Source organism: Bordetella genomosp. 5 (assembly GCF_002261315.1).
GTDB lineage: Bacteria > Pseudomonadota > Gammaproteobacteria > Burkholderiales > Burkholderiaceae_B > Bordetella.
In genome coordinates this window covers 295,395-307,334 of record NZ_NEVP01000001.1, presented here as the reverse complement: position 1 = coordinate 307,334, position 11,940 = coordinate 295,395, and the positions used below count along the sequence as shown (strand labels likewise).

Sequence of the window (11,940 nt, the reverse complement as noted above, 5' to 3'; positions counted from 1 at the left end):
CATCTGTCCACGTTTTCATGGAGCACGTCATGTCCGATCCCATTGTCATTGTTTCCGTTGCCCGTACCCCGATGGGCGGCATGCTGGGCAGCCTGTCCGGCCTGGCCGCGCACGAACTCGGCGCCATCGCCATCAAGGCCGCGGTCGAGCGCGCCGGCATCAAGCCCGAGCAGGTCGATGAAGTCATCATGGGCAACGTCCTGCAAGCCGGCCAGGGCCAGGCGCCGGCACGCCAGGCTGCGCTGGGCGCGGGCCTGCCGCGCGGCGTGTCGTGCACCACCATCCACAAGGTGTGCGGCTCCGGCCTGAAGGCCGCCATGTTCGGCGCCGACCTGCTCACCGCGGGTTCGGTCGATATCGTCGTGGCCGGTGGCCAGGAAAGCATGAGCAACGCGCCTTACCTGCTGCTCAAGGGCCGCCAGGGCTACCGCTACGGTCACAACACCGTGTATGACCACATGGCCCTCGACGGCCTCGAAGATGCCTACGATCGCGGCAAGGCCATGGGCGTGTTCGCCGAAGACTGCGCCGGCAAGTACAGCTTCACGCGCGAGCAGCAGGACGCCTTCTCGCTCGAGTCGCTGCGCCGTGCGCGTGCCGCCACCGAAGACGGCAGCTTCAAGTGGGAGATCGCCCCCGTCACGGTGGCCGGCCGCAAGGGCGACACCGTGATCGATACCGACGAAGCGCCGCAAAAGGCCATGCCGGAGAAGATCCCCACGCTCAAGCCCGCCTTCAAGAAAGACGGCACCGTCACCGCCGCCAATTCCTCGTCGATCTCCGACGGCGCCGCCGCGATGGTGCTGATGCGCGCCTCGACGGCCGAGAAGCTCGGCGTCAAGCCGCTGGCCCGCATCGTCGGCAAGACGCAGTTCTCGCACGATCCGCAATGGTTCACCACCGCACCGGTCGGCGCGCTCAAGAAGCTGTTCGAGCAGACCGGCTGGTCGGCGTCCGACGTGGATCTGTACGAGATCAACGAAGCCTTCGCGGTAGTCACGATGGCCGCCATGAAGGAATTCGATCTGCCGGCCGACAAGGTCAACGTGCACGGCGGCGCGACGGCGCTGGGCCATCCCATCGGCGCGTCGGGTGCCCGCCTGGTCGCCACGCTGGTCGGCGCGCTGCGCCAGAAGCAGGCCAAGCGCGGCGTCGCCACCCTGTGCATCGGCGGCGGCGAAGCGGTCGCGATGGCCATCGAGATGGTGTAAGCGCCGGGCCGGCGCGGGCGCCTCGCCCGCGCCGCCGGTGTTCCAAGAATCCGCGCGGCGGCAGGCCCGCCAGCGCGGCAACGAGACAAGCCCGCCGGCAGGCCATTGCCGGCGCGGCACCGCAGTTCCACTACGCAGAAACGGCAGGCTCCATGCCCATCATCGAATCCCGCATCGACCCGAGATCGGCCGACTACGCCGACAACGCGCGCGCCATGCAGAGCGCGCTCGACGACCTCGACCGCCAGCTCGCGCAGACCGCGCAGGGCGGCAACGAGGCCGCGCGCGCCAAGCACGTGGCACGCGGCAAATTGCTGCCGCGCGATCGCGTCGAGCAGCTGATCGACCCCGGCAGCCCGTTTCTGGAGCTTTCCCCGCTGGCCGCGCACGGCATGTACGAGGGCGAGGCCCCGGGCGCCGGCATCATCACCGGCATCGGCCGCGTGTCGGGCACCGAATGCGTGATCGTCTGCAACGACGCGACGGTCAAGGGCGGCACCTACTACCCGGTCACGGTGAAAAAGCATCTGCGCGCGCAGGAGATCGCCGCCCAGAACAACCTGCCGTGCGTCTATCTCGTCGATTCGGGCGGCGCCAACCTGCCGCGCCAGGACGAAGTCTTTCCCGATCGCGATCACTTCGGCCGCATCTTCTATAACCAGGCGGTGATGTCCTCACGCGGCATCGCGCAGATCGCCGTGGTGATGGGCTCGTGCACGGCGGGCGGCGCCTACGTGCCCGCCATGAGCGACGAGTCCATCATCGTGAAGGACCAGGGCACGATCTTCCTGGGCGGTCCGCCGCTCGTGAAGGCGGCCACCGGCGAAGAAGTGAGTGCCGAAGACCTGGGCGGCGGCGACGTGCACACGCGCCTGTCCGGCGTGGCCGACCATCTGGCCGCCAACGACCTGCATGCGCTGCAGCTGGCACGCAACGCCGTGGCGCGGCTCAACCGCGTCAAGCCCGCGCAGCTGGCGCTGGCGCCGGTGCGCGAACCGCGCTACGACCCCGCGGAGCTCAACGGCGTGATCCCGGCCGATACCCGCAAGCCCTACGACGTGCGCGAGGTCATCGCCCGCATCGTCGACGGCTCCGAGTTCGACGAGTTCAAGGCCCGCTACGGCACCACGCTGGTCACGGGTTTCGCGCACATCCACGGCATGCCGGTCGGCATCGTCGCCAACAACGGCATCCTGTTTTCCGAGTCGGCCCAGAAGGGCGCGCACTTCATCGAGCTCTGCGCGCAACGCAAGATCCCGCTGGTGTTCCTGCAGAACATCACCGGCTTCATGGTGGGCCGAAAGTACGAAAACGAAGGCATCGCGCGCCACGGCGCCAAGATGGTGACCGCCGTGGCCACCGCCAATGTGCCCAAGTTCACCGTGCTGATCGGGGGCTCGTTCGGCGCCGGCAACTACGGCATGTGCGGGCGCGCCTACTCGCCGCGCATGCTCTTCATGTGGCCCAACGCGCGCATTTCGGTAATGGGCGGCGAACAGGCCGCCAGCGTGCTCGCCACCGTGCGCCGCGATGGCATCGAATCTCGCGGCGGGCAATGGAGCAGCGAGGAAGAAGAAGGCTTCAAGGCGCCGATCCGCGAGCAGTACGAGCGCGAAGGGCATCCGTACTACGCGACCGCCAGGCTCTGGGACGACGGCATCATCGCGCCCGCACAGACCCGCCGCGTGCTCGCGCTGGCGCTGTCGGCCGCGCTGAACGCGCCCATCGAGGACACGCGATTCGGCGTGTTCCGCATGTAATTCCGCATTCCGTATCCCGCATCCCGAGCTTGTCGCGCGCGGCGCCCGAAGCGCCGCGCAGAAGGAGTCAATGTGTTCTCCACCCTGCTGATTGCCAATCGCGGCGAAATCGCCTGCCGCGTCGCCGCCACCGCCCAGCGCCTCGGTCTGCGCACCGTGGCCGTGTATTCCGACGCCGACGCGCATGCGCGCCACGTCAGCGCCTGCGATACCGCCGTGCACATCGGCGGCCCGGAGCCGCGCGCGAGCTATCTGCGTGCCGACGTGATCCTGGCCGCCGCGCGCGCCACAGGCGCGCAGGCCATCCACCCCGGCTACGGATTCCTGTCCGAGAACGAGGCCTTCGCCCGCGCCGCCGCCGACGCCGGCATCGTGTTCGTGGGCCCGCCCGCCAGCGCAATCGCGGCCATGGGCAGCAAGTCGGCGGCCAAGGCGCTGATGGAAACCGCCGGCGTGCCGCTGGTGCCGGGTTACCACGGCGACAACCAGGACCCCGCCTTCCTCAAGGATCAGGCCGACGCCATCGGCTATCCCGTTCTGATCAAGGCCAGCGCCGGCGGCGGTGGCAAGGGCATGCGCGTGGTGGAATCCGGCGCGGCCTTTCTGGACGCGCTGACCTCCTGCCAGCGCGAGGCCGCCGCCAGCTTTGGCGATGACCGCGTGCTGATCGAACGCTATCTGCAGAAGCCGCGCCATATCGAGATCCAGGTGTTCGCCGACACCCACGGCAACTGCGTGTACCTGTTCGAGCGCGACTGCTCGGTACAGCGCCGCCACCAGAAGGTGATCGAAGAAGCGCCCGCCCCCGGCATGACCGAGGAGCGCCGCCGCGCGATGGGCGAGGCCGCCTGCGCCGCCGCACGGGCCGTGGGCTACGTGGGCGCGGGGACGGTGGAATTCATCGCCGAGCCCGATGGCCGCTTCTACTTCATGGAAATGAACACCCGGCTGCAGGTCGAGCACCCGGTGACCGAAATGATCACCGGCCACGACCTGGTCGAATGGCAGTTGCGCGTGGCGGCGGGCGAACCGCTGCCTGCGCGCCAGGAAGACCTGCGCATCCAGGGTCACGCCATCGAGGCGCGCATCTATGCCGAAAACCCCGAAAAGGGCTTTCTGCCCTCGATCGGCACGCTGAGCTACCTGGGCCTGCCCCCGCACACGGCGTTCGCCCGCGGCGACATCCGGGTCGACGGCGGCGTGCGCATGGGTGACACCATCACGCCGTACTACGATCCGATGATCGCCAAGCTCATCGTGCATGGCGCCGACCGCGATCAGGCGCGCGCCCGCATGATTCAGGCGCTGGCGCAGACGCAGGCGGTCGGCGTGCAGACCAACGTGGCGTTTCTCACGCGCCTCATGCGCGACGAGGCTTTTGCCGCGGCCGATCTCGACACCGGTCTCATCGAGCGCCGTCGCGCCACGCTGCTGCCCGAACCGCAACCGGTCGACGATGCCACGCTCGCCCTGGCGAGCGCGGCCGCGCTGGTGCGCCAGGGTCTGGCCGCGCCCGGCGATCGCGCGCCGCGCGATCAGGCCGCCGATCCCTGGGGCGCGCGCGACGGCTGGCGGCTCGGCGACCACTATCGCCAGACGCTGCGCTGGATCGATCAGGGCGAAGCGCGCGACGTCGTGCTGACGCGCCACGGCACCACCTGGACATTGTCGATCGGCGAACGCAGCCACACCCTGCGCTGGCAGGCCGTGCGCGGCGCCAATCCCGAGCTGTGCCATGGTCTGCGCGTGTCGCTCGACGAGCGCGAGATCACGGGCGACGTGGTGCTGCATGCGGATCGCGCGCATGTGTTCCGCGATGGCGCCACGTACGTGCTCGAACGCTACGATGCGCTGGCGCACGCCGACGACGCCGCGGACGGGCACGCGGGCGGCCTGACGGCGCCGATGCCGGGCAAGATCATTGCGGTGTCGGTCGCCGTGGGCGACACGGTCGAGAAGGGCCAGGCGCTGCTCGTGATGGAGGCCATGAAGATGGAGCACACCATCACGGCGCCGGCCGCCGGCCGCGTCGAGACGGTGCATTACGGCATCGGCGATCAGGTGGCCGAGGGCGCCGCGCTGATCGCGGTGAGCCCTCTCGAAAAATAGGGGGGCCCCCACGCTGCGCCTGCGGCTTGCTGCCCCCCGAGGGGGCGCTTTTTCCTTGGGACGGCCCGGCGGAAAAAGGGCCCCCACGCTGCGCCTGCGGCTTGCTGCCCCCCGAGGGGGCGCTTTTTCGTTGGGACGGCCCGGCGGAAAAAGGGCCCCCCACGCTGCGCCTGCGGCTTGCTGCCCCCCGAGGGGGCGCTTTTTCGTTGGGACGGCCCGGCGTTTGTTCAGTGCGCCGGATCGAGCTTCAGGTCGGCGAACAGGTCGGCCAGGGTCGGTACCGAGCGGGCCGGCCAGATGGCGCTCAGGTCGAACGAGGGCAGGGCGGCGCCGTCGCTCACTTCGCAGAAACGCACCCCACGAAAATCCAGCGCGCGGATCCAGCTCGGCAGTAGCGCCACGCCGCAGCCGCCCGCCACGCACGACAGCACCGTCAGCGTGCGGTTGGCTTCCTGCGCCACCACCGGCTCCAGGCCGGCCTTGCGCATGGTGTCGAGAATGCCGGCATTGAGCACCGGCAGTTGGACCTGCGGAAACAGCACCAGTCCCGCCCGCGCGATCTGCGCCAGCGTCACGCTGCCGTCGGGCCCCACCGGGAAATCATCGGGCACCGCCGCCACCAGGTAATCGCGCTGCAACTGGCGTTCGCGCATGCGCCCGCCCATGGCGACCGGCGTGTGCATCAAGGCCAGATCGATCGACCCGCTGACCAGCGCCTCGGCGAGCTCTTCGTTGCTCATCTCGCGCAGCACCACGCGCACGCCCGGCGCCTCGCGTCGCAAGGCCCGCAACGCGCGCGGCAGGATATCGAACAGCGCCGACGAAACCAGCCCGATGGTGAGCTGGCCGGCGCTACCGCGCGCGATCTCCTGCGCGCGGCGCTGCGCCGCGTCGATGCGGGTCATGCTCACGCGCACATCTTCGAGGATCGCCAGCGCCGCGGTCGTGGGCTCGGCGCCCCGTCGGCTGCGCTCGAACAATTTCACGCCGAGTTCGCGCTCCATGCGGGCCAGGGATTGCGACAAGGCAGGCTGGGCGATGCCCAGGCCATCGGCCGCGGCGCTGATGCTGCCGTAGTCGATCACGGCCAGGAAATGGCGCAGGTGGCGGGTTTGCATATCAAAACGATATATAAAAAGCGTTTTATCTGGATAGATCAATATACATGGGGTGCCTAGAATCCGGCCATCAAAAGAACCCACGCCCCGCGCGACGCGCCCCTCGAGGCCCCGCGGCAGGCATCGCCGGAGACATCGGTTTGGCTCAGCCCCGCCCGCACACCCTCGCCATCGACACCCACGCGCATATTTTTGTCCGCGGGCTGCCGCTGGCCGGCGTGCGCCGCTACACCCCCGATTACGACGCGACGCTGGCCGATTACCTGGCGCTGCTCGACGCCCATGGCCTGAGACACGGCGTGCTGGTGCAGACCAGCTTTCTGGGCACGGACAACAGCTTCATGCTGGCCGCGCTTGCACAGGCCCGCGGCCGGTTGCGCGGCGTGGCCGTGATCGACACGGACACGACGCCCGCCGAGCTCTCGGACATGAATCTGGCCGGGGTGCGCGGCATCCGGCTGAACCTCATGGGCCGCGAGACGCCGGCGCTCGACAGCGCGCCGTGGCAGACGCTGCTGGAGGCGATCAATGCCCTGGGCTGGCATGTGGAGGTGTACATGCCGGCATCGCGCCTCCCCGAGGCCGTGACGCCGCTGCTGGCCGCGGGTTGCCGCGTGGTGGTGGATCACTTCGGCCGGCCGGATCCGGCCCTGGGCATCGCCGACCCGGGTTTCACGTACCTGCTGGACCAGGCCGATACCCAACGCGTGTGGGTCAAGCTGTCCGCTCCCTATCGGATCTGGCAGCCGGCCGACTGCGCGCCCCTGGGCCGCCAGGCAACGCATAAACTGCTGACCGCATTCCCGGCCGAGCGCCTGCTCTGGGGCAGCGATTGGCCACATACCGAGAACCGAGACCGCGCCGACTACCGTCTGGCGTGCGACTGGCTGCGCGCCTGGATCGATGACGACGCCACGCGCCACATCATATTGGCCGACACGCCGTCGGCACTATTTGGCATAACAGGAGACCACCCATGACCATTCTGAACGCGTTCGCGCGTCGCGCCGCCGTTGCCCTCGGCGCGACCCTGCTCGCTTCGGCCAGCGCGATGGCCGCCTACCCCGACCGCCCCGTGACGCTGGTCGTCACCTATCCTCCCGGCGGCACCGTCGACGTGGTGGCCCGCCTCATCGGTCCCAAGCTGGCCGAGAAGCTCGGCAAGCCGGTCGTGATCGAGAACCGCGGTGGCGCGGGCGGGATGATCGGCGGTGCCGCCGTCGCGAAGGCCAAGCCCGACGGCTACACGCTGATGCTGGACGCCTCGAACCACGCCCAGAATCCCGCGATCCACAGCAAGATGCAGTTCGACACGCTGGCCGATTTCGCGCCGGTGTCGCTGCTGCTGCGCGTGCCGAACGTGCTGGTGGTCACGCCGAATTCGCCGATCAACAGCGTGGCCGACCTGATCAAGGCCGGTCAGGACAAGGACAAGCCGATCTACTTCGCCTCGGCCGGCCCCGGCTCGGCGCAGCATCTCGGCGGCGAGCTGTTCAACCTGCTGGCTCAGACGCATCTCGAACACGTGGCCTACAAGGGCGGCGGCCCCGCCATGATCGACGTGATGGCCGGCCAGGTGCCGGTGATGTTCGCCAGCATGGGCTCGGCCTGGCAGCACGTGAAGAACGGCAAGCTGCGCGCCGTGGCTGTCGGCGGCAGCCAGCGTTCGGCGACCGCGCCCGACCTGCCCACGCTCGCCGAAGCGGGCGTGCCGGGCTACGAATCGTATGAATGGAACGCCGTGTTCGCGCCGGCCGGCACGCCGCCCGAGATCATCGACCAGGTGTCGCAGGCCCTGGCCGAAGTGCTCAAGGACCCGGCCGTCGCCAACACGCTCGCCGGCATCGGCGCCGAGACCATCGGCTCGACCCCGGCCGACCTCGACACCTTCCGCCGCGCCGAGATCGACAAGTGGAAGAAGGTCGTGACCGAAGCGAACCTCAAGCTCGACTGATTAGTGCCGCCTCACCTGCATCACACGCCCGGTTCGCCGGGCGTTTTTTTGGTCCGCCCCGCCGACGCGCGGCGTACGGCGGGCGCGCGGACGCGTGGCGCGGCGGCGCCGCGGCGGCTCACGCCGGGCTCTGCGGGCCCACGTAGGCGAAGCGCGGCACCACGCCCGCATCCGTCTCCACCGTTTCGTTCCAGATGCGCAGCAGGCGCGTGTTCATCGGCATGCCGTCGCGCGGATAGAGCCGCACATAGACCACCACGGTCTCGTCGGTCTCGTCGGCGCGGGCCAGGCCCAGGGCCAGATATTGTTGGCCCTTGTAGTGGCGATAGACGCCGGGGCGGAAGCTGTCGATGGGATCGTTCGTCATAGGATTGTGCAAAAGGTTGTGCGCGCAACCGGTGCGGCTGGGAATGCGCGGGTGAAAACGACAACGGCCGCTCGCGCGGCCGTTGTCTCGTGCCGTGCAGGCTTACTTGCGCACAGCCACGATCAGCGCGTCGAGCTGTTCCAGCATGCTGCTGATTTCGCCTTCGGAAACATTGAGCGCGGGCATGAAGCGCAGCAGGTTGCCGCGCGGGGCGTTGAGCAGCAGGCCCTGCGGCGATTGCTTGCGGGCGGCGTCGACGATGGCGGGGCCGTCGTCGCGGTCGAGCACGAGCGCGCGCAGCAGACCCAGGCCGCGTTCGCCGCCCATGCCATGCTTGGCCGACAGTGCCAGCAGGCCTTCGGAGAGCTGGCGGCCACGCGCCTGCACCGATTCCAGGAAGCCCGGCTTGGCCAGCGCGTCGAACACCGCCACGCCGACGGCCGTGCACAGCGGGTTGCCGTTGTAGGTGCCGCCTTGCTCGCCCGGCGAGAAGACGCTGACCGATTCGCGCGCCAGCAGGGCGGCCAGCGGCACGCCGCCGCCAATGCCCTTGCCCAGCGTCATGATGTCAGGCGTCACGTCGAACTGCTGGTAGGCGAACATCGTGCCGGTGCGGCCCATGCCGGTCTGCACTTCGTCGACGATGAACAGAATGCCGTGCTCGTCGGCCAGCTTGCGCAGGCCCTGCATGAACTCGCGCGTGGCGGGGATGACGCCGGCCTCGCCCTGCACCGGCTCGAGCATGATGGCGACGGTCTGCGCGTCGATCAGCGCGCGCACCGAATCCAGATCATTGATTTCGGCCTTCGGGAAACCCTCGACCTGCGGCGCGAACATCGTGTCCCAGCCCGGCTTGCCCGATGCCGACATCGTGGCCAGGGTGCGGCCGTGGAAGCCGTGGTTCATCGTGATGATCTTGTAGGCGCCATTGCGATTCACGCGGCCCCACTTGCGCGCCAGCTTGATCGCGCCTTCGTTGGCTTCGGCGCCGCTGTTGGCGAAGAACACGCGATCGAACACCGAGGCGTCGGTCAGACGCTGCGCAAGCTCGAGCGAGGGCACGTTGTAGAAGGCGGGCGACGGATTCATCAGCTTGCCGGCCTGCTCCTGCAGGGCGCGCACCATCTCGGGCGCGCTGTGGCCCAGCGAATTGACCGCCCAGCCCTGCACGAAGTCGAGATATCGCTTGCCCGACTGATCCTCCAGCCAGGATCCCTCGCCGCGCACGAACACGAGGTCCGGACGGGAGGTGATCTCCATGAGGGTGTTGACGTTGAACTGGCTGAATTCCATGGCGGTTCCTGCGAGGGAAAGAAACAGGGGAGGGGAAACCTGAAATTTAGCACCCTCGGGGCAATGCTATCGTGACGGCATCCCTTCCTGCATTCCCGCAAGCGGCCCACAAGGCGCGTCACGGATCGCAAAGGCGGCCTCCTATCCCGGCGTGGCCGCGCTTTTTTCTTGCCATCATTCCATCCTACGCACCATGAACCGTCTTCTTCCCAGCCTTCTGGCCGGCGTCGCCCTGACCCTCGCCGCCACCGCCCACGCCGATTTTCCGGAGCGCCCGCTGCGCCTGATCGTGCCGTTCCCGCCGGGGCAGGCCACCGACATCTTCGCGCGCGCGCTGGCTGAAAAGCTAGGCGCCGACACCGGCCAGCCCGTGATCGTCGAGAACCGCGCCGGCGCCGGCAGCAACATCGGCATGGAGCAGGCCGCGCGCGCCACGCCCGACGGCTACACGCTCGTGGTGGCCGGCAGCGCCGCCGCCGTCAACCAGACGCTCTACAAAAACATCAACTACAGCCTGACGAAGGACTTCGCGCCGGTCTCGGGCGTGTTCTCCGTGCCGCTGGTGTTTCTCGCCACGCCCACCTCCGGCATCGACAGCCTCGACAAGCTGGTCAAGCAGGCCCGCGCCAAGCCCGGCGACCTCGCGTATGCCAGCGCGGGCATCGGCGGCACCCAGCACCTCTCGGCCGAGATGTTCCGCGCGGCCGCCAACATCGACATCCGCCACATCCCCTACAAGGGCAGCGGCCCCGCCCAGGCCGACTTCCTGGGCCACCAGGTGCCGCTGATGGTCGACTCGGTGACGGCCGCGCTGCCGCACATCCAGACGGGCAAGGCCGTGCCGCTCGCGGTCACGACCTCGAAGCGCCTGACCCAGCTGCCCAAGGTGCCGACCGTCGCCGAGTCCGGCTACCCCGGCTTCGAGGCCATCGGCTGGGCCGCCGTGATGGCGCCGCGCGACACGCCGGCCGATCGCATCACCTACTGGAGCGAGCACATCGGCCGCGTGCTGCGCAACCCGGATATGGCGCGCTTCCTGCGTGACCGCGGCGCCGAGCCGATGCCCACCACGCCCGAAGCCACGGCCACGTTCGTCGCCAGCGAAGTGACCAAGTGGGGTGACACGGTCCGCCGCTCGGGCGCGCAGGTCGACTGATACCCGACCGGCCCAGGATGGTGCGGCACGCCTTCTCGTGGGGCGCGCCGCACCGCCACGGCGCACAAAGTAAGGCCGCTCCGGCAAGGGTGCCGGGGCAACGCGATTGGCATGGATGTTGCTTTGCTCTGTTTTGTATACCGATCTGGTGTGCAACATCGCGCCGCTCAGGCGCCGGAGACCTCCATGAATCGCAGACATGTGTTGTTGACCCTGATCGCCGGCGCGCTGACGCTGTCGGCGGGCGCAAGCCACGCCGACGCCCTGGCCGACATCCAGAAGCGCGGCGTCCTCAAGGTGGCGGTGCCGCAGGACTTTCCCCCGTTCGGATCGGTCGGCGCCGACATGAAGCCGCTCGGCTATGACGTCGATACCGCCGCCCTGATCGCCAAGAAAATGGGCGTCAAGCTCGAGCTCGTGCCGGTCACGAGCGCCAATCGCGTGCCTTACCTGCAAACGGGCAAGGTGGACCTCGTGATCTCCAGCCTGGGCAAGAATCCCGAGCGCGAGAAGGCGATCGACTTCTCGGTGGCCTATGCGCCGTTCTTCAACGGCGTGTTCGGCCCGGCCGATCAGGCGGTGAAGGCGGCGGCGGATCTGTCCGGCAAGACCGTGGGCGTCACGCGCGGCGCCGTCGAAGACATCGAACTCTCGAAGATCGCGCCGGCCGACGCCACCATCAAACGCTACGAAGACAACAACGGCACCATCACCGCCTTCCTGTCGGGTCAGGTGCAGCTGGTGGCGACCGGCAACGTCGTCGCCGCGGCCATCCTGGCCAGGAATCCGCCCAAGAAGCCGGAGACCAAGTTCCTCATCAAGGACTCGCCGTGCTTCATCGGCCTGGCCAAGAACGAGCCGGCGCTGCTCGCCAAGGTCAACGAGATCATCACGCAGTCCAAGCAGGATGGCTCGCTGAACGCCGTCGCGCAGCGCTGGCTGGGCGCGCCGTTGCCCGCCGGTCTCTGAGCC

Annotated in this window: 10 protein-coding genes; 7 read left to right on the top strand and 3 right to left on the bottom strand. The window is 68.7% G+C overall.

The window, feature by feature from the left end; genetic code table 11:
* Window positions 1-29: 29 nt before the first annotated feature.
* The 3 genes from CAL25_RS01380 to CAL25_RS01370 all read left to right on the top strand — a co-directional run bounded on the left by CAL25_RS01380 (window position 30) and on the right by CAL25_RS01370 (window position 5,080).
* A complete protein-coding gene (locus tag CAL25_RS01380) occupies window positions 30-1,211 on the top strand; it encodes an acetyl-CoA C-acetyltransferase (protein ID WP_094798149.1) in 1,182 nt (393 codons plus the stop codon).
* A gap of 152 nt (window positions 1,212-1,363) precedes the next feature.
* The gene (locus tag CAL25_RS01375) at window positions 1,364-2,971 is read left to right on the top strand and encodes a carboxyl transferase domain-containing protein (protein ID WP_094798148.1); all 1,608 of its coding nucleotides are present in this window, start codon (window positions 1,364-1,366) and stop codon (window positions 2,969-2,971) included.
* 72 nt (window positions 2,972-3,043) lie between these two features.
* Entirely contained in the window at window positions 3,044-5,080 is a 2,037-nt protein-coding gene (locus CAL25_RS01370; protein ID WP_094798147.1) for an acetyl/propionyl/methylcrotonyl-CoA carboxylase subunit alpha, read from the top strand.
* A gap of 227 nt (window positions 5,081-5,307) precedes the next feature.
* Here CAL25_RS01370 and CAL25_RS01365 read toward each other — a convergent pair whose 3' ends face one another.
* Entirely contained in the window at window positions 5,308-6,198 is an 891-nt protein-coding gene (locus CAL25_RS01365; protein ID WP_094798146.1) for a LysR family transcriptional regulator, read from the bottom strand.
* A gap of 140 nt (window positions 6,199-6,338) precedes the next feature.
* On the opposite strand from CAL25_RS01365, the gene CAL25_RS01360 reads away from it, so the two are divergent.
* A complete protein-coding gene (locus CAL25_RS01360; protein WP_249278907.1) occupies window positions 6,339-7,178 on the top strand; it encodes an amidohydrolase family protein in 840 nt (279 codons plus the stop codon).
* Entirely contained in the window at window positions 7,175-8,152 is a 978-nt protein-coding gene (locus CAL25_RS01355) for a tripartite tricarboxylate transporter substrate binding protein (protein ID WP_094798144.1), read from the top strand. Before CAL25_RS01360 ends, CAL25_RS01355 begins: the two co-directional genes overlap by 4 nt.
* 118 nt (window positions 8,153-8,270) lie before the next feature.
* Here CAL25_RS01355 and CAL25_RS01350 read toward each other — a convergent pair whose 3' ends face one another.
* Entirely contained in the window at window positions 8,271-8,519 is a 249-nt protein-coding gene (locus CAL25_RS01350; protein ID WP_094798143.1) for a DUF1653 domain-containing protein, read from the bottom strand.
* A 102-nt stretch (window positions 8,520-8,621) separates the two neighbouring features.
* Entirely contained in the window at window positions 8,622-9,812 is a 1,191-nt protein-coding gene (locus CAL25_RS01345) for an acetylornithine transaminase (protein WP_094798142.1), read from the bottom strand.
* 193 nt (window positions 9,813-10,005) lie between these two features.
* Between CAL25_RS01345 and CAL25_RS01340 the strand changes: the two genes are divergently transcribed.
* Both CAL25_RS01340 and CAL25_RS01335 read left to right on the top strand, forming a co-directional pair.
* Window positions 10,006-10,968: a Bug family tripartite tricarboxylate transporter substrate binding protein gene (locus CAL25_RS01340; protein WP_094798141.1), complete on the top strand. Its 963-nt coding sequence runs from the start codon at window positions 10,006-10,008 to the stop codon at window positions 10,966-10,968.
* Between the two features lie 186 nt (window positions 10,969-11,154).
* The gene (locus CAL25_RS01335) at window positions 11,155-11,937 is read left to right on the top strand and encodes a transporter substrate-binding domain-containing protein (protein ID WP_094798140.1); all 783 of its coding nucleotides are present in this window, start codon (window positions 11,155-11,157) and stop codon (window positions 11,935-11,937) included.
* The last annotated feature ends 3 nt before the right edge of the window (window positions 11,938-11,940 follow it).

Excerpts from the sequence above, each read along its gene's own strand:
- CAL25_RS01340 (WP_094798141.1), top strand. The coding sequence starts at position 10,006 with ATGAACCGTCTTCTTCCCAGCCTTCTGGCCGGCGTCGCCCTGACCCTC.
- CAL25_RS01345 (WP_094798142.1), bottom strand. The coding sequence starts at position 9,812 with ATGGAATTCAGCCAGTTCAACGTCAACACCCTCATGGAGATCACCTCC.
- CAL25_RS01355 (WP_094798144.1), top strand. The coding sequence starts at position 7,175 with ATGACCATTCTGAACGCGTTCGCGCGTCGCGCCGCCGTTGCCCTCGGC.
- CAL25_RS01350 (WP_094798143.1), bottom strand. The coding sequence starts at position 8,519 with ATGACGAACGATCCCATCGACAGCTTCCGCCCCGGCGTCTATCGCCAC.
- CAL25_RS01365 (WP_094798146.1), bottom strand. The coding sequence starts at position 6,198 with ATGCAAACCCGCCACCTGCGCCATTTCCTGGCCGTGATCGACTACGGC.
- CAL25_RS01335 (WP_094798140.1), top strand. The coding sequence starts at position 11,155 with ATGAATCGCAGACATGTGTTGTTGACCCTGATCGCCGGCGCGCTGACG.
- CAL25_RS01375 (WP_094798148.1), top strand. The coding sequence starts at position 1,364 with ATGCCCATCATCGAATCCCGCATCGACCCGAGATCGGCCGACTACGCC.
- CAL25_RS01380 (WP_094798149.1), top strand. The coding sequence starts at position 30 with ATGTCCGATCCCATTGTCATTGTTTCCGTTGCCCGTACCCCGATGGGC.